This window comes from Burkholderia sp. IMCC1007, from assembly GCF_027257875.1.
Classification (GTDB): domain Bacteria; phylum Pseudomonadota; class Gammaproteobacteria; order Burkholderiales; family Burkholderiaceae; genus Burkholderia.
In genome coordinates, this window is the sequence record NZ_JAPVQY010000030.1 from 1 (window position 1) to 22,378 (window position 22,378).

Annotated in this window: 17 protein-coding genes and 1 pseudogene; 10 read left to right on the plus strand and 8 right to left on the minus strand. The window is 61.1% G+C overall.

Annotation, left to right across the window (positions count from 1 at the left end; genetic code table 11):
* Nucleotides 1-541, minus strand: a pseudogene (locus tag O1Q03_RS23365) (IS30 family transposase); the annotation flags it as partial.
* A 521-nt stretch (nt 542-1,062) separates the two neighbouring features.
* On the opposite strand from O1Q03_RS23365, the gene O1Q03_RS23370 reads away from it, so the two are divergent.
* Nucleotides 1,063-2,361, plus strand: a complete 1,299-nt coding sequence (locus O1Q03_RS23370; protein ID WP_269506469.1) for a tyrosine-type recombinase/integrase — start codon at nt 1,063-1,065, stop codon at nt 2,359-2,361.
* A gap of 389 nt (nt 2,362-2,750) precedes the next feature.
* Here O1Q03_RS23370 and O1Q03_RS23375 read toward each other — a convergent pair whose 3' ends face one another.
* The 6 genes from O1Q03_RS23375 to O1Q03_RS23400 all read right to left on the minus strand — a co-directional run bounded on the left by O1Q03_RS23375 (nt 2,751) and on the right by O1Q03_RS23400 (nt 9,748).
* Nucleotides 2,751-3,584 (minus strand): crotonase/enoyl-CoA hydratase family protein, encoded by an 834-nt coding sequence (locus O1Q03_RS23375; RefSeq protein ID WP_269506394.1) that lies wholly within the window; start codon nt 3,582-3,584, stop codon nt 2,751-2,753.
* 391 nt (nt 3,585-3,975) lie between these two features.
* A complete protein-coding gene (locus O1Q03_RS23380) occupies nt 3,976-4,761 on the minus strand; it encodes an SDR family oxidoreductase (protein WP_269506395.1) in 786 nt (261 codons plus the stop codon).
* Between the two features lie 112 nt (nt 4,762-4,873).
* Nucleotides 4,874-6,697, minus strand: coding sequence for an acyl-CoA dehydrogenase (locus O1Q03_RS23385; protein WP_269506396.1), 1,824 nt, complete (start codon nt 6,695-6,697; stop codon nt 4,874-4,876).
* 85 nt (nt 6,698-6,782) lie between these two features.
* Nucleotides 6,783-7,238 (minus strand): MaoC family dehydratase, encoded by a 456-nt coding sequence (locus O1Q03_RS23390; protein WP_269506397.1) that lies wholly within the window; start codon nt 7,236-7,238, stop codon nt 6,783-6,785.
* Between the two features lie 54 nt (nt 7,239-7,292).
* A complete protein-coding gene (locus tag O1Q03_RS23395; RefSeq protein ID WP_269506398.1) occupies nt 7,293-8,228 on the minus strand; it encodes an SDR family NAD(P)-dependent oxidoreductase in 936 nt (311 codons plus the stop codon).
* Nucleotides 8,229-8,524: 296 nt separating this feature from the next.
* Nucleotides 8,525-9,748: a TetR family transcriptional regulator gene (locus O1Q03_RS23400; RefSeq protein WP_269506399.1), complete on the minus strand. Its 1,224-nt coding sequence runs from the start codon at nt 9,746-9,748 to the stop codon at nt 8,525-8,527.
* A 270-nt stretch (nt 9,749-10,018) separates the two neighbouring features.
* Between O1Q03_RS23400 and O1Q03_RS23405 the strand changes: the two genes are divergently transcribed.
* Both O1Q03_RS23405 and O1Q03_RS23410 read left to right on the plus strand, forming a co-directional pair.
* Nucleotides 10,019-11,203, plus strand: coding sequence for a thiolase family protein (locus O1Q03_RS23405; protein WP_269506400.1), 1,185 nt, complete (start codon nt 10,019-10,021; stop codon nt 11,201-11,203).
* A 112-nt stretch (nt 11,204-11,315) separates the two neighbouring features.
* Nucleotides 11,316-12,323 (plus strand): NAD(P)H-dependent flavin oxidoreductase, encoded by a 1,008-nt coding sequence (locus O1Q03_RS23410; RefSeq protein ID WP_269506401.1) that lies wholly within the window; start codon nt 11,316-11,318, stop codon nt 12,321-12,323.
* A gap of 535 nt (nt 12,324-12,858) precedes the next feature.
* Here the strand turns inward: O1Q03_RS23410 and O1Q03_RS23415 are convergent.
* A complete protein-coding gene (locus O1Q03_RS23415) occupies nt 12,859-13,770 on the minus strand; it encodes a TetR/AcrR family transcriptional regulator (RefSeq protein ID WP_269506402.1) in 912 nt (303 codons plus the stop codon).
* A gap of 166 nt (nt 13,771-13,936) precedes the next feature.
* Between O1Q03_RS23415 and O1Q03_RS23420 the strand changes: the two genes are divergently transcribed.
* The 7 genes from O1Q03_RS23420 to O1Q03_RS23450 are packed head-to-tail and all read left to right on the plus strand — an operon-like array spanning nt 13,937 to nt 22,378.
* Complete coding sequence (locus tag O1Q03_RS23420; RefSeq protein WP_269506403.1) at nt 13,937-14,746, plus strand: enoyl-CoA hydratase/isomerase family protein; 810 nt, start codon at nt 13,937-13,939, stop codon at nt 14,744-14,746.
* 2 nt (nt 14,747-14,748) lie between these two features.
* On the plus strand, nt 14,749-16,044 hold the full coding sequence (locus tag O1Q03_RS23425) for a CaiB/BaiF CoA transferase family protein (RefSeq protein ID WP_269506404.1): 1,296 nt from the start codon (nt 14,749-14,751) through the stop codon (nt 16,042-16,044).
* Between the two features lie 8 nt (nt 16,045-16,052).
* Nucleotides 16,053-17,372, plus strand: a complete 1,320-nt coding sequence (fahA, locus tag O1Q03_RS23430) for a fumarylacetoacetase (protein ID WP_269506405.1) — start codon at nt 16,053-16,055, stop codon at nt 17,370-17,372.
* Nucleotides 17,369-17,881 carry a (2Fe-2S)-binding protein gene (locus tag O1Q03_RS23435; RefSeq protein WP_269506406.1) on the plus strand — a complete coding sequence of 171 codons (513 nt, stop codon included), beginning with the start codon at nt 17,369-17,371 and terminating at the stop codon, nt 17,879-17,881. The genes fahA and O1Q03_RS23435 overlap by 4 nt, the downstream gene beginning before the upstream one ends.
* Nucleotides 17,878-20,283 (plus strand): xanthine dehydrogenase family protein molybdopterin-binding subunit, encoded by a 2,406-nt coding sequence (locus O1Q03_RS23440; RefSeq protein WP_269506407.1) that lies wholly within the window; start codon nt 17,878-17,880, stop codon nt 20,281-20,283. Before O1Q03_RS23435 ends, O1Q03_RS23440 begins: the two co-directional genes overlap by 4 nt.
* Nucleotides 20,264-21,130, plus strand: coding sequence for an FAD binding domain-containing protein (locus tag O1Q03_RS23445; RefSeq protein ID WP_269506408.1), 867 nt, complete (start codon nt 20,264-20,266; stop codon nt 21,128-21,130). The genes O1Q03_RS23440 and O1Q03_RS23445 overlap by 20 nt, the downstream gene beginning before the upstream one ends.
* Nucleotides 21,131-21,148: 18 nt before the next feature.
* Nucleotides 21,149-22,378 carry a CoxG family protein gene (locus O1Q03_RS23450; RefSeq protein ID WP_269506409.1) on the plus strand — a complete coding sequence of 410 codons (1,230 nt, stop codon included), beginning with the start codon at nt 21,149-21,151 and terminating at the stop codon, nt 22,376-22,378.

The following is a 22,378-nucleotide window of genomic DNA, read 5'->3' on the forward strand; positions in this document are numbered from 1 at the left end:
CATGAGGCGGTCGTTGATCTCGGGCGGTCGCACGTGAATGCTGACCATGTCGGGAATCGCCCCTCGCCGATCGGTGCCGCGCGATCGCGGCAGGCGTTTGTTGCGGTGCTGGCGCAGGCAGGCAATCAGTTCGCGGCGCAACTCACCGCGAGGCTGGGCGTAGATGGCGTTGTAAATCGTTTCGTGGGACACGTGCAGACTCGGATCGTCGGGGAAGGTGCGCTTCAGGGTAGCGGCAATCTCCTGAGGCGACCACTGGCATTCGCGCAAGCGCTGGCAAACGACACCCCCAAAGAACCGAATCGCGTGCGAGCTTCAACGGCGGTCGGGCGGCTTGCCGTCGGGCGTTGCGAGACGCTTGGGCTACACGTGGGCAGTACAGACCGTTGGTCTGCGCGTTGCGGGCCAACTCGCGACTCAACGTCGAGGGTGCACGATTGAGCTTGCGGGCGATCGCCCGCAAGCTCAATCCCTCGTCCCGCCAGAAATCGATTCGCATACGTTCTTCAGGTTGCAGTTGTTGGTACGTGCTCTTTGCCATTCGCGGACTTTACCGGCTGGCGAGAGTGTTGCAGTTCAGATTTGAGGCCGCCCTGGCTTCATTTTTCGATCACCGTGGTGTCGTCAAGTCGATCGATCAAGCGTAGATCGTGCGTCGCGTATCTGTCGCATAGTCGACGCAAATCGGGCGGCAGCGCGTTGGAGAGTTCGCGATTTAGTGCGCATGCCGGGAATGTAGCTCTCGCCGCGTTTGTCGATGCCTTGCCGGCGCGCCGCTCGCCCAACGTGGTTGCGCGATGCGGGCGGGCAGCTATCGCCGGAGGCTGTCGGTGGGTTTGACGTCGCGGATTTCGCGGCGGGTCGACCGGAATGACGACGGACCTCGTCGCGTTGCTTGGGATTGCCTTCGGTTTACGTTTTCGGGCTTGGACGATCATTGGCCATCAGCTGGCCGGACCTGCACAGGTTGGCATCGCGACTGCCTCAGTTCGAGCGCTGCGAACGATGGGTGGATTGATCGGTGTTGCGGTGACCGGCGGGCTAACCTACGCCGAGGGAAGAATGCGCTTTGATGCCCGTATCGTCGCCAAGCTGCCGAACGGCGAGCACATGACCTTTGAGGGATTTCCCGGGCTTCGCCTTCAGGTTTCCGCGAGTCGCAAATCGTGGACGTATCGCTACAAATCGCCGGTCGACGGCCGCATGCGGCAGGTGAAGCTCGGCGAGTGGCCCGCGATGGCATTCGCTACAGCGATCTCCGTGTGGGAAAAGAGTCGTGCCGAGCGCGATTCTGGCGCCGAGCTTTCCGTTCCACGTCGAAAGCGGGAAGAGGCGGCTGCTCGTCCGTCACCGACCAGCTACACCGTCAGGGAACTGTGCCGCGACTATCTGGAAGGTCATGTAGAACCAAATCGGAAGACGAAGGGAGCAGTCGAGGTCGCCCGTATATTCAAGGCGATGCTGGGGCCTATTGCAGACGCTAGCGCGGCGACCATCACACGCGCCCAGGCGTTCGATTTTCTCGATTCATATAGGTCGACGCCTGTTCTCGCGGCGCGCCTTCGCATGGAGCTTGGTGGTGCCTGGAACTATGCGCTTGATGCCGGGCGCCTTCCCGACACCACTGCGAATTGGTGGAAGGATGTTTTAAAGGGGCGATTGAAGAGCAAGGGCCGCAAGGTCGAGGGAAAATACACGGGGACGCAGAAACGAGTGCTCTCGGTGGATGAACTCGGCACATTGATCCGCTGGCTGCCGAATTTCAGTTTGACTGTCGCTGATGCGCTGACGCTCTATCTTTGGACCGGCACGAGGGGTGGCGAGATCGTCGCCATGGAGAGTTCCGAGGTGGCGGAGGAAGCGGACGGTCTTGGGTGGACTATCCCGAAACACAAGACCAAGGGGTTGCAAAACGAGAGGGCAACGGATCTGCGCGTGCCGCTCATAGGTCGTGCTGAGGTTGTTGTGCGACGGCGCCTCGATCAGGCGAAGGGAACCTTTTTGTTTCCTTCGTCGCGCGGAACGGCGATGGACCAGACCGTGGTCCAGCACGGCGTCTATTATCATCAACCATATTGCAAGATCGCGCCGAAACATGACCGGCCGCGTTTGCCGGTCACGCATTGGTCAGCCCATGATCTTCGACGTACATCTCGGACTCTGCTTGCAATGCTGGGATGTCCCAATGAAATCGCCGAGGCGGTCCTCGGTCATGTACAGCCTGGAATCATCGGCGTCTACAACCGACACACGTATGACGGCGAACGGCGCGAGTGGCTCACGCAGTTGTCGCTTCGATTGGAATCTATCGCAGTGACGTATCCTGCTGGAGGTACACCGCGCGTCGATTGCCAGGCTTGAACTGGCAAGACATTCGTGTATTTAGGTCAATATCCCGAATACGCCAGGTATGCTCGAAGGACCATGACCCGCCTGGGGATCGGGCGTTGCGGCCGATATTGGATTGCCGCTGAGCCCAATATGGGTAGGATGGTGGGTAGGAGGCTATCTGCAACTGCGGGAGTCTTACCTGGCGGGGCTGCGCGAGCGATCGTTGTAGTCGGCTGCCTTCCGCCAAGGCTCCCGACAATCTCCCGATGAAACATGGGTAGCGGGTTGGGTTTTGTGGGTAGGAAAGGAGAACGACATGTCGGGACGACACTTGCATCGGCTTAGCGCACTGCGCGGTGTCTCCTCGACCGTGCAGTTGTCAATGGCACATGCGTCTGAGCGGCCGGAACGAGACCGCATCACTTTTTTGTGCGCGGCTCTGCAGGCGCGAAGCGAGGCGCACGCCTTTCGAGATTCGCTGCCACCGCTTCGCGTTGGTTTGCACCGCCGATCAGCATTTCCTGTTCGGCGGATTCGGCCAGCAGAGTCGCTGCCGCGTCGCCGCGCGAGGCCACCTGCATCAGATGCTTCGCGGCGCGAATTGCGTCGGGGCTCTTCTGCGCGATCTCCCGTGCGGCGTCGAGTGCGAGCGCAAGGGGATCACTGGTCACGCGCGTGGCGAGCCCCAGTTCGACGGCTTCCGCGGCCCCGACGATACGTGCGGTATAGATCAGTTCGCGTAACCGGTCGTCGCGGATCAGATCGCGAGTGAGCACCATGCCGCCCATATCGGGGACGATGCCCCATTTCGTTTCCATCATCGAAAGGCGGGCGTCGGGCGCCACATAGCGCAAATCAGCGCCCAGCGCGAGTTGCAGCCCTCCGCCGTACGCCACGCCGCGCAAGGCGGCAATGACTGGCACGGGCAGTTCGCGCCATAGCGTGCAGAGATACTGGAAATCGTTGCTGACGCCGTGCGTTCGTTCGACCAGCGGCGTCTTCCCGCTCGCTTGCGCAAGTGCGGCCATGCTCTCCAGGTCGAGGCCCGCACAGAAGGCTTTGCCATTTCCCGAAAGCACGATCGCGTGCACGTCGGGCGCCTTCGCAAGATGTTCACCCACCGCGATGATTGCGTCAAACATGGCGGGATTCAGTGCGTTCATCTTCTCGGGGCGGTTCAGGCGCACATCGGCCACGCTATCCGCGATCGTGATATTGACCAATGCGCTGCTACCGATACTGCTTATGCTCATGGCGTGGCTCCTGATTGCTTACCGTGTTGGATGTCTAAATTAACTGCGCCGTGTCGTGAAGCTCGAAGGCGTCGATTGCTTGTGCAGTTGCCCTGGCTTGATCCTCGAGCAATCGCGCGGAAGCTGTAGACCCCTCAGCCAGCGTGGCATTCTGCTGAGTCCTCCTGTCCATCAGCGCGACCGCTAGCCAATTTGATCGATGCCCCGGCTTTTCTCAATGGAAGCGGCGGCGATCTCGTGCATGATCTCGGTAACGTGAGATATTGAAACGCTGAGTTCCTGCATCGTTACACCGGCATCGCTGGCCAACTCGCGCCCATACTGAGCTGGCTTACAGGCGCATCGATTCATTCCCGAGGTTATGCGGTGCGCAGGGGCATTGACGTCGCGCTCAGATAATTGCGGAGACGCCGCCGTCGATCGCCAGCACTTGGCCGGTAATGTGCTTGCCTGCATCCGACGCAAAAAGGGCGGTCGCGCCCTTCAGATCTTCTTCGTCGCCGAGTCGCTGGAGCGGCGAGCGCGCCACCAGTGAACCATTCGCGCTGTCTTCGAGAAAGCCGTGGGTGAGCTTGGTGGGAAAGAAACCAGGCGCCAGCGCATTGACGGTGATGCCATATTGGCCCCATTCGCCAGCCAGCGTGCGCGTGAAGTTAATCAGCGCACCCTTCGAAGTGTTATAGGCGAGCGTTTGCATCGTTCCCGGTGCATTGCCGCCAAAACCGGTAATGGAGGCGACGTTGATGACGCGTCCATACCTTCGGGGAATCATCGTGCGCTTTCCGATCTCCTTGGATAGCAGAAAGACGCTGCGCACGTTGAGGTTCATCACCTTGTCCCACGCCTCGGGAGGATAGTCTTCCGCCGCGGCATTCCAGGTAGCTCCCGCGTTGTTGACCAGAATATCGATGTGCCCGATCTGTGCGAGCACGGCATCGACCAGCGGCGTAATCGATTGCTCGTCGCCCAGATTCGCGGAGATCGAGCTGGCGTGAATGCCCTTCCGCGTGAGATGCGCCACCGCTTCGTCGAGGTCTGCCTGCTTGCGTGACGTCACGACGAGCCGTGCGCCTTGCTCGCCGAGCGCTTCGGCAATTTGAAGCCCGAGGCCGCGTGAGCCACCCGTCACTAACGCTGTCTTGCCGGTCAAATCAAACAGCTGCTGCACTGCTCTCATGCTGGAGCTCCACTCGGTTGTATCGGATCATTAAATGAGAATGAACGCGTTCGACGTATAGTGGTCCGGGTTAAGGACCGTCCTGGCAGGCCAAACCGTATGTGCCTTCGCGTCAGAACCACTCGATCGCCATGGTGAGCGGTGTCGTTTCCACGGGATCGAGGACGGCAAGCCAAGATTCGACCTTGGGCATTTCCCAGCCAAAGTAATAGTCGCAGCTTGCAAGCTTTCCGCGATAGAAGTCACTGTTCGCGGTATCGTCCATAAGCTGCGCGGCCGCGATAGCCTGATCGAGTAAAAGCCATCCGACTACGACGTGACCATATGCTTCGAGATAAGGTGCGGCGTTAGCCAACCTCAGGTCAATGTCTTCGAGGCAATTAAGCTTCTCGGTGACTTCACTAAGCCGATTCCAGATTGCACTCAGCTTTTCGGCGTGTGCCTTAAGGGACGCCGTTGTCGAGGCAGTCGCGATCGTCTCGAACACGCGTGCTTGGAGCAGACGTACGGCAGCCCCATCGCGAATCTGTGTTTTTCGCCCGAGCAAGTCGAGCGCGTGGACGCCGAAGGTACCCTCGTGAATGGGGTTGAGCCGGTTGTCCCGATAGAACTGTTCGACGTTGTACTCACGCGTGTAGCCGTAACCACCATGGACTTGGATGGCAAGGTCGTTCGCCGCCAAGCCCCATTCGGACGACCAGCTTTTAACGATCGGCGTGAGAAGATCCAACAGCAACTGGGCATCTTCGCGCGCTTTGACATCGTCCAGCGAATGAACGTCGTCGTTCAGTTTCGCCGCGTAGAGGCACAACGCAAGCGCGCCGGACGCGTATGTCTTCTGTGCGAGCAGCATCCGACGGACGTCGGCATGCTGCACGATTGCCACCGGCTTCGTGGCCGGATCGCGTTCACTGCGCAGGCGGCCTTGAAGGCGGGTCTTGGCGTAATCGAGAGCGTGAAGAAAGCCGGTATAGCCGAGTGCGGCTGCACTCAGGCCGACGGTAATCCGCGCCTCGTTCATCATGTGGAACATATAGGCCAGTCCCCGGCCCGGTTCTCCCACGAGATCGCCAATTGCACCTGCCTCGCCGTCGGGTTGATAACGGCCTTCTCCGAAGTTCAGGAGGCAGTTCACTGTGCCCCGGTACCCCATCTTGTGGTTGATACCGGCCAGGGTAACGTCGTTACGCTGGCCCAGCGTGCCGTCCGCATGGAACAGACGGCGCGGAACGGTGAAGAGCGAAATACCTTGCACCCCTGGCGGTAGTTTCCCGTCTTCGTCGGGAATCTTCGCCAGCACGAGGTGGACGATGTTCTCCGAAATCTGGTGATCGCCACCGGAGATCCACATCTTGTTGCCGAAGAGCCGGTAGCGACCGTCTGCAGAGGGGACCGCCTTCGTGCGGATATCAGCGAGGCTGGAGCCAGCTTGCGGCTCAGAGAGGCACATCGTACCGAAGAATCGGCCCGCGGCCATGCCGTCGATGTACGGCGCCACTTTGTGGCGATCTCCATACGTCATGAGCAGGTTGGCGTTGGCGATCGTCAGAAACGCGTACCCGGCCGTACCGGGATTGGCGGCCATCAGATAGGCCATGCCCGCACGTTCGACAACGGAAGGCAGGCTCATGCCGTTCCACTCCGATGGGAAACCCGCCGAAACGAGGCCCGCTTCGGCAAATGCCTTCAGCGCCACTCCAACTTCGGTATTGACGGTGACGTGCTCGCCGTCAAACGAGGGTTCTACGTGGTCGTTCTTTTTGTTATGCGGCGCGAAAAGCTCCGAGGCCAGCTTGCTATAGACGTCGAGAACCGATTCGTAGTCGAAGCGGTCCTGCCCTGCGTATCGGGCTCGCTGGCTGAGCGAATCAATACGCAGCCAGTCGAACAGAATGAAATCGAGGTCTCGACGCGAGAGAATCAGATTGCTTGACATGGTGTCCAATGATGGAGGTTCATGCGGGGCCGGTCGATGCCGTGAAACTGGCGGTAGCTAGCCGGCCGTCGGCCCTGCAATCGGCTTAGACGTTGGCAATAATCACCCACTCGCCGACGAGTGCGGGTTTTACTTTCTGCTCGGTTTCGACGGAGACGTTCACAGTTAGCTGGTAGCTGTTTTCGCTGCGGCGGGTGATCGCTTTCAGACCAAATCGGCCTCTGATGTGTTCGCCGCTCCTCACGGGGCTGACGAACCGCAGGCTGTTGAAGCCGTAGTTCACGGACGAGGTTGTACCCGCAAGCTTCGGGATGATCCCGGCGGACATAGCCGATAACAACGACAAGGTCAGAAACCCGTGTGCGATCGTCCCGCCGAATGGGCCAGTGCGGGCCGCCTTTTCGTCCACGTGGATGTATTGCCAATCCCGAGTCGCATCAGCAAAGGCATTAATGCTCTCTTGGCTTACCAGTATCCAATCGGATACGCCCAGTTCCTTTCCCTCTAACGCGGAGAATGCTTCCAGAGTCAGTGTGTTCATCGCCAGCTTCCCAATTGCAGTGCGACAAGACGCGGATAAGCGCCGTGAAAGCGTTTATGCGCGAACAAGTTCCGCTCCAGCACTCTGCATAGAGAAGCCGGCCTTGGAAAGTTCGACATCGCCCTGAACAGAGCCCGCCGCAGGGACGATTTCACCGTGACGGTCCAGGATTTCCGGCAGGCGCTGCGCGAGCTCATGGGTGACGTCGTCACCCATGCCGAGATGAAGGCCTGGTGTCAGCGTGATATTGGCAGTTTCGAAGCTGCCGGCGCCGGCGCAGAGAATCATACGCGTGGGGGCGTCTTCGCCGACGAGAACACCGATGGCAGGGCTGACCGCGGCAGGCGAGAGTGCGTCGAGCATCGCCTGCGGCATGAGGCCCTCGAGCATGCGCGTGCCGGCGGTGGGCGCAATGCAGTTGACGCGGATATCGTACTTTGCGCCTTCGAGCGCGAGTGTTTGCATCAGGCCGACGAGCGCGAGCTTCGCTGCACCATAGTTCGCCTGCCCGAAATTGCCATACAGACCCGACGAGGAAGTCGTCATGACAATGCGTCCGTATTTCTGTTCACGCATCAGATCCCAGACCGCCTTTGTGCAATTGACGGCCCCCATCAGGTGGACTTCGAGGACGTCGCGGAAATCCGCCAGCTCCATCTTGCTGAAGGTCTTGTCGCGCAGGATGCCGGCATTGTTGACCAAAATGTCGACACGGCCCCAACGCTCGACGGTGTCGTCAATCATTTTCCGAACGGCTTGGAAGTCAGTGACCGACGCGCCGTTGGCAACCGCTTCGCCCCCGAGTGCCTTGATTTCTTCCACGACCTTCTGAGCAGCCGACCCCGAGCCGCTCTTGCCGTGGACATCACTACCCAAATCATTGACCATGACTTTGGCGCCCAAGCGCGCCAATAACAGCGCATGTTCACGTCCCAGCCCTGCGCCCGCGCCGGTAACGACGGCGACCCGATTGGTCAAATTGATTGTCATGGTACGAACCTATGGTGAGAAGTCGACGTGCACTGGCCTGAAGATTGGCCAGCTCTCAAATATCCATCCGATCTTCGCGCCATCGAGCCAGGTAATGAGGTCAACGCTAGGCCAGCTCTCATTCGGAGAGTCAATCTCAGCGAAAACTGCTCGTTTGTACCAATTTCAAAATGATAGATGACCGGTGAATAACGGCACGCAATTGTGCGCGCCGATGCATGAATCGTAGGCGCACATCAAACGACGGTCAACACATTTATGATCGTTTGTACGAATTTATGGCGTGCCCGAATGGTCTACCGGGCATGCGGCTGAAGCCCCAGCCAGAATTCCGAGCGCACTTGGGAGATCGCTAGAGAGTCCGCGCCGGTGGAGAGCAGTCGAACCGCGATGCCGTTGTAGAGTGCGCATGCCTTCAGTGCATCCGCCGGTTGCGTGCGGACATCGGTATGCGAGAGCAGGCGAAGCCACCCGCGGGTCCTGTCGATGAACCATTTGCCGACCATACTTCTATGCGCCGGCTGGCGGGCGGCTTCAACCTCGACAGACAGCGTTGCTATGTTGAGTCCACTGTATTGAGTGACCTCTCGCACAAGAACCGCCGCACTGAGGTCGACCACTTGCTCGAACGACAGGGGGCGTGGGTCGATTTGCGACACCCCCTCTCGATATCGCGCTTTGGCCGCCTCATAGAGTTCTTCTCTGGCCGCGTCAACGAGCGTCGATATGGGCTTGAAGTAGTTCGCAGGCGTGCCCGCCGCGAGCCCGGCCTCAGCGGCTACCGCGCGACCGGTCACGGCGGCGGCACCCTGCGTCGCCATGATGCGCTTCGCGGCGTCAAGCAGTTGCTCTCTTGTCTCACGGGCTTTGCGGCTTTCAGTGGCGGGCGCAATGGGCGGTGCGGGTGGCAGTGAATCGATCAGGGCTGGATCCAGGCCCATCCTCAGTGCCGCTTCGGCTTGCTCTGGGGGTAAGCCCAGTGGCACCACGATGAACAGCAGACCAACAGTGCGGTCGATGGCGGTCTGCACGTCGAGCGGATCCGTGCTGGCGCCCAGCACCGCAAAGATCTCGGTCCAGATCTCTTGAAGATTGGCATACCACGTTCGTGCGAGTGCCCGCGTTTCGGGGTGGCGGGCGCACGCCAGCAAGATCTCGCACCAAGCGATCGTGAGTAGCCGGTCCTTGCCGGTCGCACGACGCAACAGACGTGCGAAGAACGCTTCCAGGGAGACACGTCCCTCGACTTGCGCAAGTTGCCTTGCCGCGAACTGGTGGAATCTGTCCACATAGTTCGTCAATAGCGATGCGGACGCATCGGCTAGCAAACTGTCTTTCGAATCGTAGTAGTAGGTGGTCGAGGCAAGGGAAACGTTGCCGCGCTCTGCAACGGCACGATGGGTCACACCCGCTTCGCCCACCTCGCCGAGCAGTTGTACCGTCGCTTCGGTCAGCCGTTCCTTGGTCGCGAAAGAGCGTTGTTGCTTCGGGGTCTTGGACGTTGAACCGGTGGCGGGCATGTCGGCGAGGCAATGAGAATAGGGGCGCTTGCTGCTGACGGATTGTACCTCGGCAAGGCTGCCCGCCTCCTGGGGGAACGGGAAGGCGGAAACAACGAAACGCTCCTTTATCTAGGGAAAGCCCGCGATTGACGGAAAGGTGTCAGGGGGCCTAATCTCGTTCGATCTTAGCATTGTTAAGATTGAAGGCAAGCTGCTGGATGCCGGTGAGGGAAGACCTCTGAAGCAGGGCTGGCTCCATAGAGATCACGCAATCAGATAAGGATCACCATGAGCAAGGACATCGTTATTTGCGCGCCAGTTCGTACGGCTATCGGCAGTTTCGGAGGCTCGCTGAAGAGCACATCGGCCGCGATGCTGGGTGCGCATGCCATTGCTGCGACGCTGCGCCGCGCCCGACTCGATCCCGAGCGAGTGGACTCGGTCGTGATCGGCAATGTCGTGCAAGCCGGCAACGGGATGAATATCGCGCGGCAAGCCGCCATTCATGGGGGCTTGCCCGTGACAGCTCCCGCGATGACGGTCAATCGGGTGTGCGGTTCGGGCGTGCAGGCGGTGGCGACGGCCTATGCCGAAATCGCAAGTGGTCTTTCGCGGCTGGTTATCGCTGGCGGGACCGAGAACATGGAGCGAGCGCCGTACTTATTGCCCGGACTGCGTTCCGGGGCGCGCATGGGCAACACGGAGGCCGTGGATTCGATTCTGTTCGACGGACTGAACGATGCATTTTCGGGCAAGCATTCGGGCTGGCACACCGAGGATCTCGTGCTGAAATTCGGGATCACGCGCGAGGCCCAAGATGCATTCGCGGCGCAAAGCCAGCAGCGTTTCGCCAAAGCCAAGGCTGCCGGCTGGTTCGAAGCCGAGATCGAACCGCTGACGGTGAAGGGGCTCAAGGGGGCCGCGATTCAGTTCTCGGAGGATGAAGCCAACCGGCCCGAAACGACGCCTGAGACGCTTGCCAAACTTAAGCCGGCCTTCCGTCCGGATGGGACGATTACCGCGGGCAATTCTCCCGGCGTGAACGCGGGTGCTGCCGCGATGATCGTTTGCGACGAGAACGTGGCTCGCGCGCACGCGTTACAGCCTATGCTCACGATTCGCGGTATCGGCATCGCAGGAGTCGAACCGGGCTTGTTTGGACTTGGGCCGCTTCCTGACGTGCGGCTGGCACTCGGCCGGGCAGGGTGGAATGCGCAGGACGTTGATCGTTACGAGGTCAATGAGGCCTTTGCCGCCGTAGGGATCGCCGTGCGTGACGAGCTCGGCATCGATCCGTCGAAATTCAATATCGATGGCGGCGCGATTGCACACGGACATCCAATCGGCGCCACCGGCGCGATCCTCATCACGAAGGTTGCGCACGCGCTCGAGCGCACCCGCGCGCGCAAAGCGGTGGTTTCGCTATGCATTGGCGGTGGACAGGGGATCGCCCTGTGCCTGGAGCGATGCTGACTTCAAAGGTAGTAGCTGCGCATTGGCTGCGTGTTGGCCGCCGCCTTCGGCGCGGCTGCAGCGGCCGGGGCTTGGCGTCGTCTGCCGGAATGCTAAACAATAGGAATTTCTCATGAAGACACGTATCACCGAACTCTTCGGCATTGCCTATCCGATCATCCAGGGAGGCATGCACTATGTCGGGTTTGCGGAACTCGCCGCCGCCGTCTCCAATGCAGGCGGCCTTGGGCTTATCACGGGATTGACGCAGAAGACACCTGAACTGCTCGCCAAGGAGATTGCCAGATGCCGGGATATGACCGATAAGCCGTTCGGTGTGAACCTGACCTTTCTGCCTTCCTTTTCCGCGCCGCCGTACCCCGAGTACATTGCCGCCATCGCGGAGAGTGGCGTGCGGATCGTCGAGACGGCCGGGCGCAGCCCCGAGGAGCATATGCCGGCCATGAAGGCGGCCGGCATCAAAGTGGTCCACAAGTGCACGTCGGTTCGACACGCCTTGAAGGCTGAACGCATCGGTTGCGACGCCGTAAGCGTGGACGGCTTCGAGTGCGGGGGGCATCCGGGGGAAGACGACATACCCAACATGATTCTGTTGCCGCGGGCCGCTCAGGAACTCAAAGTCCCGTTCGTGGCTTCAGGGGGCGTGGCCGACGGACGGGGCCTTGTCGCGGCACTGGCGTTGGGTGCCGACGGGATCAACATGGGTACGCGTTTTGTTGCCACCAAGGAAGCGCCTGTGCATGAAAGCGTCAAGCAGGCGATTGTCGGGGCAACTGAACTCGATACGAGACTGGTCATGCGCGGCATGAAGAACACTGAGCGCGTGCTCAAGAATGCCGGTGTCGATCGTCTGCTGGAAATCGAGCGGGAGAAGGGTGACAAGCTCGTCATCGGCGATATCTACGAGCAGGTGGCGGGCGTCTACCCCAAAGTGATGGTCGAAGGGCAGATGGATGCGGGCGCGTGGAGCTGCGGCTTGGCTGCCGGCCTGATCAACGATATACCCACGGTCAAAGAACTCATCGAGCGGATCGTGTCGGAGGCGGAGAAGTTGATCCACGGCCGCCTGACGAGCGCGCTCCCCCGGTCGTCAGAAGCGGGCGCTGTGGCGACGCTTTGATAGGATGCGCTGGAGCGGCCGTGCAAGGGCCGCTCCGTTTCAGCAGGCTCCCCCCACCCTTCACCCCTGAACCGCATCTAGCGGGATAACCCGGATTGTTCTTAATCTTAGCGGTGATAAGATTAGGTTACGTTGCTCCTATTCAGATGTCGTCGGAGCGTGGTCTTCCGATAGTGCTGCGGTGAAGGGGAATATCGTGGATAAAGGCGAGCGGTCGTTGCGCCTGCTGGTTCAGAAGTGGTTGGCGCTGGCTTCGGCGAAGCCGGCGAGGGTGACCAGAGGCAATTGTCGCGAGGGCGGCCGGTATGTGTCGGTCGAGGTGCACCGCCCGTCGGGACCTTTGGTGATCCTCTTTTTTCAAGCGCCTGATGGCACGTGGAGCGTGGTGCCGTCTCAGCCGCAATACCAATGTCTTAAAGCCGCGTAATGCCAATTGCGCGGCGTCTTGAGCCGGCTAGCATCTTGGCGATGCCGGCGTGGGCGCCAGTGGTGCCTCATCGTAGAACACCCTTCTCCGTTGCATGAGCTCGACTCGTTACCGAGTCTTTCGGTTCGTGGGGTCGCGGTCGAGAAGCCGCTTTCCAGCCGGCCCGAGCTGGCTTGCGATGGTGGCCAGGCTCTTCGGGCCAGCGGCGATGCCGTTCAGCAATAGCGAAATAGAGAACGGGAGCGCCATTTTTTTGATATCCATTTTGTATCCCCAAGTGGGAATGCGATCGTTCAGCAGCAGCATCGCGAGGCCATGCTCGACGGACCACGCGGCGTGAACCACCAGATCCAAGTCGTTTTGCGCCCATCCCTGGGTGCGCGCGTAGTCGCAGACTGCAGACGCAAACAAGTCGAACGACGACATGACCGACTCGACCAGCTCTTTAGCGTCTTCCCGTTCGAGGATTCGCGGCCCGACCATCAGATTGAACAGTCCCTTGTGCCGCTCGGCGAAGTCGACATAACACTCCATCGTTCGGTACGTCCGTTGCAGCGGATCTGCCGTGGATGCGGCGATTGCGCTGCGTAGCGCGGCCAATTCGGTGAAGCCGTTCGCTGCGATCGCTGCGAGCAAGCCTTCCTTATCCCCGAAGTGATGAAACGGTGCCGCGACCGACACCCCCACCGAGCGCGCTACCTCGCGCAGGCTCAAACCTTGAAGCCCTACCTCCTCGAGTACGCGGCGGCCCTCGGTGATCAACGCGTTGCGCAAGTCGCCATGGTGATACGTGGGCGCGGGCGCCTTGGGCGGCCGCGACGTTTTCCTGACGGCACCTGTCGCGCGCTTCGCCGAGGAATTGATCGGCTCAAGTGCAGTAGGGTCAGCGGTAGCCTTTTTCTTTGATTTATCCATGACGAAAAATGTCTGGGCATTTCTGCCGAAGGAGTGCGCATCTTGACCGACAGCGTTCGAAGAACGGCTCCTCGCCAGTCGAGCGGATGGGTTGAATCTTAGCATCGGTAAGACTCCCAGACCAATGCTCGCGGCTTTCCGTATGAGCAAATAAAACAAGGAGAGGCGCGGTTGTTTAGGGAAAGCCCGTGGTTGACGTCGGTCTACCGAAAACCTAACCTTCATCCAATCTTAGCAGCGATAAGATACTCGAAAGACAAGGAGAAATCGGATGAGCGAGGACATTGTTCTTAAGGAAAAGCACGGGTACGTGACGGTGCTGTCCATGAACTACATGCCGTACAACCTAATGAACGAGACGTTGCTCGCCCCCTTGGTGGCGGCGATGCGTGAGGCTGTCGAAGCAGGCAGCCGCGCCATCGTGCTTCGCAGCAACTTGAGGCACTTCTGCGCAGGTGCGGACGTCGACCAATTCAACGGTCTCATTCAAGCCGCCAAAGGGTTCGAGCCGGAGGGGCAGGCAGGCAGTGCAGAGGAGGCGATGACGCCCATCGATGTACTGAGCGCGTTCGAATCGCTTCCGGTCCCGATCGTGGCGAGCGTCAACGGCGCCTGTCTGGGAGGGGGGCTTGAATTGGCACTCGCTTCCGACTATGTGATCGCGGCGAGATCGGCCAAGCTCGGTTCGGTCGAAAGCGCGCTGGGATTGAATCCACTGATGGGCGCGATCCAGCGGCAGGTACAGCGCATCGGTCTCGCACGTGCCAAGGAGATGTCGATGCTCGGACGCCGATACGACGCGGAAACACTCGAACGGTGGGGCCTCATCAATTTGGTCGTTGCGGACGACGACCTGGAATCGGCAACCCTTTCGGTGGCTCAGGAATTCGCAAATGGGCCGACGGTTGCGCATAGGGTAACCAAGCAGATCGCAGCCATTGCAGCCAACGAGGGTGTACGGGCGGCTGACTTGGCGATGGGCGAATTGCAGAAGGCGATTTGGGCATCCCGGGACGTCGAGATCGGGCTCAAGTCCTTCCTGGCGGAAGGACCCGGCATGGCTAAATTCGAGGGGTGCTGATCATGGCCGGACCACTGCAAGGGCTGAAGGTCGTCGATCTGTCGCGCGTATTGGCGGGGCCGCTGTGTGCACGCACGTTGGCCGACCTAGGCGCGGAAGTCATCAAAGTCGAACCGCCGCGGCCCGATGTCTCGCGCTTTTCCTTTCCCTGCACCGATGGCATGTCGGGCTACTACGCGCAGCAGAATGTCGGCAAGCGCAACGTCAGCATCGATCTCAACGTGCGCGGCGCGCGCGAACTCGTGTTGAAGCTCTGCGAGGATGCGGACATCTTTGTCGAGAACTTCCGCGCGGGCACCCTGAAATTCTTTGGACTCGACTACGAGGAAATTTCGAAGATCAACCCGAGGTTGATCTACGTGTCGATCTCCGGGTATGGCCAGGCGGGACCCTGGGCATCACGCATGGCCTATGCGCCAACCGTGCAGGCAGAGATCGGCTTCACGCACAACACATTGCGCCACTATGGCGATGCGCTCGCCAGGCTGAGACCCGACCCGCTATCGCATGCCGATGTCTATGCGGGCCTGCAGGCCACCATTGCGGTGCTGGCCGCTGTGCATCGGAGGGAGGTGACCGGGCACGGTCAGTACATCGACGTCGCAATGGCTGCCGTCATGATGGCGATCAATGAGCGCGCGCACGTAGACATTGCGGGCATCGATACGGGCGCGGAACCGGCCATCCTCGGCGCCACCGATGGCGCATTCTTTGTCGGCCCGCAGGGCGAGCGTTTCCTCACGCCGGCAAGCCTGGTCGGGAGCCTGACGTTCACGCAGTATCTGCGTGCGATGCGCCGTAATGATCTCGGAAGCGATCCCCGTTTCGCGACTGCGGCACTTCGTGCTCAGAACTACGACACGCTTCATGCCATCGTCCAAACATGGATGTTGACCTTTCGCGACATGGCCTCGCTTGATGCCCAGCTGGACGAGTCGAAGATCGCGATCGGTGAGATCCGCACCATGCAGGATGCGGCGGAAACTGAATGGGCGGAGTACTGGGGCGCCGTCATCGACGTGCCTGACCGCCACGGCGGCACCTATCGCCTGCATGGGCGGCCATGGCGATTCTCCTCGGACGAGCTGGATGCGCCGTCCGCTCCTGCATTTCGCGGCGAACACAACGCCGATGTATTCGCTGAGCTGGGCATGAGCATGTCGGAGATCAATGCCTTGGTCGAGGCGGGGGCCCTGGTCGAGCACCCGCATCAACGTCCGAGCGTGGAGAGCCACGTATCGCCAGCCACGTTGGCGGCCGATGCGGCTGCCGGCACCGTCGCGGCATGCGCTCAATAGGCAACGTCATGAATCAAGCGATCGATCATACCCACGACCCGGCTGCATCCAGTTGGGTGGATGGCGCCCATTCGCCGAATACGGAATTCCCGATTCAGAATCTGCCGCTCGGCGTATTCGAGTACGGCCTGTCGACGCAGCGCCGGATCGGTGTGGCAATCGGCGACCACGTTCTGGATATCGCCGCTGCCGTGGATAGCAACCTGTTACCCGAGCTGGCCGAGTTCGCAACCGAGTTGCGCATGACGGACCTCAATGCGCTGATGCGGCATGGCCGCCGTGCGAGCGGCGCACTGCGGCACGCCCTGTTCGGGCTGTTGCGGGCGGACAGCCAGCAAAAGGAGGCGGCCGCCACGTGCCTGCGTCCCATGCGCGAGGTGCGCATGCGGCTACCCGTACAGATCGGCGACTTCACAGATTTTTTCACGTCGATTCACCATGCGCGTCGCGCTGGGGAATTGATGCGGCCCGATATGCCCGTGGCGCCGAACTTCAGGAACATGCCGATCGCCTATCACGGCCGTGCGTCCAGCGTGGTCGAGAGCGGAGTCCCGTGTGTACGGCCCCGCGGACAAACCGCGCCTGCCGAGGCGGCGGTGACGGCGCAGCGGTACGTGCCCACCCAATCGCTCGACTTTGAACTTGAAGTGGGGTGTCTGATCGGGCGCGGCAACGCTCTGGGATCGACGATTTCAATCGACGAGGCCGAGGACCACCTGTTCGGGCTCTGCCTCGTCAACGACTGGTCGGCGCGCGATATTCAGTTCTGGGAAAGCTACCCCTTGGGGCCGTTCCTGGCCAAGAGCTTCATGACGACGGTGTCGCCGTGGCTGGTCACGCTGGAGGCATTGGCGCCTTTCCGCGTAGCGGCGCCGGCTCGGGGCCCGGAAGACCCGCCGCTGCCGCCTGCGCTCACTTCGCCGAGGCATGCGGCCGAAGGGGCGATTTCGATCTCGCTCGAGGTGCATCTACAGACTGCCGAGATGCGGGAAAAGGGTTTGGAGCCGGTGGTGCTCACGCGTCCGCAGTTCAGTGAGCAGTACTGGACGCTGACGCAGATGGTCGCCCACCACGCCAGCAATGGATGCAACCTGCGCACGGCGGACTTGCTGTCCAGCGGAACCGTCTCGGGCATCGAACGTGAGAACAGCGGCTGCATGTTGGAACTCACCGACGTGGGCAAGACGCCGCTGCGCTTGCCGTCGGGGGAAACGCGCCGCTTTCTTGAAGACGGCGACATCGTTTGGCTGCGCGGCGTCTGCCGTCGCGACGGCTACAAGTCCATCGGTTTCGGTGCATCGACTGCGCAAATTGAGGGGGCGAGATGACGCGGCAACCAGTCACCATTACGGTCAACGGCGCACCGGTAAGCGCAGTCATCGAGCCGCGAGAACTGCTTGTGCATTTTCTGCGGGACCACGCGGGCATGACGGGAACGCATATCGGCTGCGACACCTCGCAATGCGGTGCCTGCACGGTTCGAATGGACGGTAAGACAGTCAAGTCGTGCACGGTCCTGGCGGTTCAGGCGCAGGGGCACAGCGTGACGACCATCGAGGCCCTGGGCACGCCGAAGAACATGACGCCGCTCCAACAAGCTTTCACCGAAATGCACGGGCTGCAATGCGGCTTCTGCACGCCCGGGATGATCTTCGCCGCACAGGCGCTGTTGGATCGGGTTCCCAACCCGAGCGAAGATCAGGTACGCGACGCATTGCACGGCAATCTGTGTCGCTGCACCGGGTATCAAAACATCGTCGATGCGGTTCTGCTGGCCGCGAGCCGTCGCAATGAGGCGGTCGGCGCATCCGGCAAGCCGCAAGAGGGGACGCTATGACCAAGTTCGATCATGCAGCGACACCGACACGCTTCGTCGGGCAACCGGTGATCCGCCGCGAGGATCCGCGGTTGCTGACCGGTCGCGGGCGGTTTACCGACGACATCGCGATCGACGGGTTGACCTGCGCAATGGTTTTGCGCTCGCCCCACGGACACGCACGAATCAAATCGATCGATACTTCACCGGCGCTCGCCATGGAAGGCGTGGTAGGCGTGTTGACCTATGCGGACCTTCGCGGCAAGGTCGGCGACATCCGACCGAATTGGGTTGTGGGGGACGCGAAGGTTCCACCCCATCCTCCGCTTGCCGATGACCGCGTGCGTTATGTCGGCGAAGCGGTGGCGTTCGTGGTGGCTGAGACACGCCAGCAAGCGGCCGATGCGCTCGAAGCCATCATCATCGATTACGACGTGCTGCCGGCCGTGGTCGACGAAGAGGCCGCGCTCGAGCCGCAGGCGCCGCAGCTGCACGACAACGTGCCGGGCAATCTGATCGGTGTGTACCGGGCAGGCGGCGGCAATTATGCTGCTGCGGCCGCCTCAGCCTACAAGCTGGTCAAGGTGCGGCTGGTCAACAACCGGCTGATTCCGAGCCCGATCGAGCCACGCGCGGTCCGGGCGGTGTTCGACACGAATGACGACAGGCTCACGATCTATCTGCCATCGCAGGTTCCGCATATGTCCCGGCGCTGGCTAGCGGAAACGCTGGACTGGCCGGAGCACAAGATTCATCTTGTCGCGCCCGATATCGGCGGCGGGTTCGGGGCCAAGATGCACTTTTACGCCGAGGAGATCCTTGTTGCATTCGCCGCGAGGCATTTCGGGCGGCCTGTCGGCTGGACCGAGACGCGCAGCGAGGCGCACATGGCGACCACCCACGGCCGTGCACATATCGAATATATCGAAGCGGCCGTCAGGAAAGATGGGCGCGTGCTCGGCATCAAGATGCGCTCGTTGGCCAACCTCGGTGCCTATCTGTCGAACATGGGAACCGGTATCCCGACCATTAACACGGTGTCGTTCGCGTGCGGAAACTACGACATACCGGCGCTCGACGGCGAGATGCGCCTGGTGACGACGAACACGACGCCGGTGGACGCATACCGCGGCGCCGGTCGGCCGGAGGCCAGCTATCTCATCGAAAGAACGATGGACGCAGTCGCGGCCGAGCTCGGCATCGATCCGGTCGAGCTGCGCCGGATCAATCTGATCCGAAAGCATCAGTTTCCGTATCACCCGTACGAGCATCCCGTTTTCACATGGGACACCGGTAACTACGAGGGTTGTCTCGAAGCCGCGGTGAAAGCCATCGGTTACGGCGAATGGCGTGAGCGGCAGGCCGCCTTGCGTGCGCAGGGGCGCTATGTGGGCATCGCTGTCACCTGCTACATGGAGATGGTCGGCATGGGCAGTTCGATCGCGCTCAAGTGGATTGGATTCGATCGTGGCGGGTGGGAAAGCGCGCTGTTGCGTGTCCATTCCGATGGCAAGGTGACGCTATTCACTGGTTCGATGCCGCAAGGGCACGGACATGCCACGTCGTACGCCCAGATCGTGGGCGACGCCCTGGAGTTGCCGATGGATCATATCGACGTTGTCTACGGCGATACCGATCGCGTCCCGGCCGGGCATGGCACGTTCAATTCGAGGTCCATGCCGGTTGGCGGCTCGGCAGCGCATATGGCGGCCAAGAAGGTGATCATCAAGGCCACGGCGATCGCGGCTGAAATGCTCGAAGCGAAACCCGAAGAGGTGCGCTATACCGCGGGAGCGTTCTTTGTGAGTACACAGCCCGAGCGCTGCGTCGAATTCGCACGGGTCGCGCGCATGGCATACGTGAGCTCAGTTCTGCCGCATGGCATGGATCCGGGCCTGGAAGAAACAGTGTTCTACCAGCCGGAAAACGGCGTCACGCCGTTCGGCAGTCATGCCGCCGTGGTGGAGGTCGACATCGAAACCGGCGTCGTGAGCATTCTCGACTACGTCGCCGTCGACGATATCGGCAACATCATCAATCCGTTGTTGTGCGATGGGCAAATGCACGGCGGCATAGCACAGGGCATTGGCCAGGCGTTGTATGAGGGCGCCGAATACGACGAAAACGGACAACTGCTGACGGGGTCGCTACTCGACTACGCGGTGCCCAAGTGCGAGCAGATTCCACGGATGCGCACCCGCTATCAAGTCACTGCGACGCCATTGAACCCGCTCGGCGTCAAGGGTGTTGGCGAAGCCGGTTGCGTGGGCGCGCCGACCGTCATCGTCGGCGCAGTTTGCGATGCGCTCAAGGAATTCGGCATTACCCACATCGATATGCCGTTGACACCGCCGAAAGTGTGGCGCGCCATCCGCGCCGCATCGGCAGAAAAAGGAGGCCAGCGTGATTCCGCGTGCATTTGACTACGTGCGTCCGAGCAGCGTGTCGGAAGCAATTGCCTTGCTGACCGGAGGGGGCGAGGGCACCAAGTTGCTTAGCGGCGGGCATTCGCTTCTCCCGATGATGAAGCTGCGCCTCGCGGATCCGAGCACGCTGGTCGACGTCAGCGAGTTAGCCGATCTCCGTGGCATCACGATCGGCGCGAGCGAGATCGTCGTCGGCGCCGCGACCACTCATGCGGAGCTCGAGCACCATGCCGAGCTGGCCAGCGTCGCACCGATGTTTGCGGTCGTTGCTCACCAGATCGCAGATCCCACGGTGCGCAACCGCGGGACGCTCGGCGGCTCTCTTGCGCACGCCGATCCTTCCGCGGATTGGCCGGCCGCCATGCTAGCCCTGGACGCGACGATCGACATCGTCGGTGCAAAGGGACCGCGTTCGATTGCGGCAGATTCATTCTTCAAGGGTCTCTTCGAAACCGATCTGGCTTCCGACGAAATCATAGTGCGGGTGCGCGTTCCGGTGGTCACCGCCCAGCGTGTTGCGTATCGCAAGTTTCGCCACCCTGCGTCAGGCTACGCGGTCGTCGGCGTGGCGGTTGCCCTCGGCATGCAGGCGGGGCGATGCACAGGAGGGCGCATTGCGGTGACAGGGTTTGCCGACCACGTCTACCGCGCGAAAGAGGCTGAGGTAGCGCTGGCTGGATATACAGGACAGTCGGAGCAGACCGGACATTTGCTGGATTTGGCGTTCGACGGGATCACCGCGCTCGAGGATCGCTTTGCGGATGCGGATTACCGGACACAGCTCGGCCGAACGATGCTGCGGCGGGCACTGGCTGACGCGATATCGACGGATGGATCTCATTGATTTCCGCGGGAGAAACGAATGGAACTGACTGGGGAAAGATTGATCCCTGCGCCGATTGCTTCGACGTGGGAGGCATTGAACGATACGGAAGTGCTGAGGTCGTGCATTGCCGGATGTGAGTCGCTGGAACGGGTAGAGCCCGACGTGATGATGGCTGTACTCGCGGCCCGGGTCGGGCCCGTTAGTGCGCGCTTCAAGGGAACGGTGAAATTAAGCGACGTGCAAGCGCCGAATCGCTATGTATTGTCTTTCGAAGGACAAGGCGGAATCGCCGGCTTTGGCCGAGGCTCGGCGGACGTCCTCCTGACGGAGCGCGGCGATCATACGCTGCTGCGTTACTCGTCCCGGGCGCAGGTCGGGGGACGCCTGGCACAGGTCGGTTCGCGTCTGATCAATGCCGCCGCATCGAAGATCACGGAAGACTTCTTCTCCGCGTTCGAAGCGCGCTTGGGACCGGCAGGGGGCGATGCGACCGCCGATGATATCGATGCCGGCCACAAGAGCGGTGAGCCCAAGACGTTGCGGCTGATCGCGGATACTTCAGCTGCGCGGACGGCTGACCTCGCGTCGGTGCTCGAGGCTGGAACGCGTCCGAAACGGATCGAGCAAAAGGACATCCGAGATGAGGTGAAGGTTGAACCTTCAAGGGAGAAACACTCCGCGAAACCGCGTCGCATCGATGCCGGTACAGCGGTGAAACTTGTCGGAGAACAATTGATTCCGGCGCCGATTCTCCCGACCTTCAATGCGCTCACCGATCACGAGGTGCTCAAGGCATGCATTCCCGGGTGTCAGTCGTTGGATCGGGTGCGGTTGGATACCTTGGCAGTCGTCCTCGCGCCGCTCGGGCCGCTGGGTATGCGGTTCGGGAGCACGCTTCGAATCAGCAACGTCCACATGCCGACACGGTACACCGTGTCGTTCGTCGGGCAGCGGGGGACAACGGGCTCGGCCACCGTCTCCCTGATCGATGAAGGCTCGCGGACGCGCGTGCGATATGAGCTGCACGCCGAGGTTCGCGGTTACGTTGCGAAGGCCGGATCAAGGGTGATCGAGGCGATCGCGTTAAGGATCGGCAAGGCCTTCTTTTCGGCGATCGAGGCGCAGTTGCGGGCGTCAGTGGAGCGCATGGCGGAGGAGCGATCTGACGTTCCTGGCACACATCGATCGCCGGACGCCAAAAAATTGTGGGCTTTGATGGCGCTAAGCGCGGCCGCAGTGACTGCATTCGCGCCGTGGGTTCATTGA

What these genes read in the sequence shown, in the direction of transcription:
- O1Q03_RS23400 (WP_269506399.1), bottom strand. Translation starts at nt 9,748, where the DNA reads ATGCCCGCCACCGGTTCAACGTCCAAGACCCCGAAGCAACAACGCTCT.
- O1Q03_RS23375 (WP_269506394.1), bottom strand. Translation starts at nt 3,584, where the DNA reads ATGAGCATAAGCAGTATCGGTAGCAGCGCATTGGTCAATATCACGATC.
- O1Q03_RS23440 (WP_269506407.1), top strand. Translation starts at nt 17,878, where the DNA reads ATGACCAAGTTCGATCATGCAGCGACACCGACACGCTTCGTCGGGCAA.
- O1Q03_RS23405 (WP_269506400.1), top strand. Translation starts at nt 10,019, where the DNA reads ATGAGCAAGGACATCGTTATTTGCGCGCCAGTTCGTACGGCTATCGGC.
- O1Q03_RS23410 (WP_269506401.1), top strand. Translation starts at nt 11,316, where the DNA reads ATGAAGACACGTATCACCGAACTCTTCGGCATTGCCTATCCGATCATC.
- fahA (WP_269506405.1), top strand. Translation starts at nt 16,053, where the DNA reads ATGAATCAAGCGATCGATCATACCCACGACCCGGCTGCATCCAGTTGG.
- O1Q03_RS23425 (WP_269506404.1), top strand. Translation starts at nt 14,749, where the DNA reads ATGGCCGGACCACTGCAAGGGCTGAAGGTCGTCGATCTGTCGCGCGTA.
- O1Q03_RS23390 (WP_269506397.1), bottom strand. Translation starts at nt 7,238, where the DNA reads ATGAACACACTGACTCTGGAAGCATTCTCCGCGTTAGAGGGAAAGGAA.
- O1Q03_RS23450 (WP_269506409.1), top strand. Translation starts at nt 21,149, where the DNA reads ATGGAACTGACTGGGGAAAGATTGATCCCTGCGCCGATTGCTTCGACG.
- O1Q03_RS23435 (WP_269506406.1), top strand. Translation starts at nt 17,369, where the DNA reads ATGACGCGGCAACCAGTCACCATTACGGTCAACGGCGCACCGGTAAGC.
- O1Q03_RS23395 (WP_269506398.1), bottom strand. Translation starts at nt 8,228, where the DNA reads ATGACAATCAATTTGACCAATCGGGTCGCCGTCGTTACCGGCGCGGGC.
- O1Q03_RS23385 (WP_269506396.1), bottom strand. Translation starts at nt 6,697, where the DNA reads ATGTCAAGCAATCTGATTCTCTCGCGTCGAGACCTCGATTTCATTCTG.
- O1Q03_RS23415 (WP_269506402.1), bottom strand. Translation starts at nt 13,770, where the DNA reads ATGCTAAGATTCAACCCATCCGCTCGACTGGCGAGGAGCCGTTCTTCG.
- O1Q03_RS23380 (WP_269506395.1), bottom strand. Translation starts at nt 4,761, where the DNA reads ATGAGAGCAGTGCAGCAGCTGTTTGATTTGACCGGCAAGACAGCGTTA.
- O1Q03_RS23370 (WP_269506469.1), top strand. Translation starts at nt 1,063, where the DNA reads ATGCGCTTTGATGCCCGTATCGTCGCCAAGCTGCCGAACGGCGAGCAC.
- O1Q03_RS23420 (WP_269506403.1), top strand. Translation starts at nt 13,937, where the DNA reads ATGAGCGAGGACATTGTTCTTAAGGAAAAGCACGGGTACGTGACGGTG.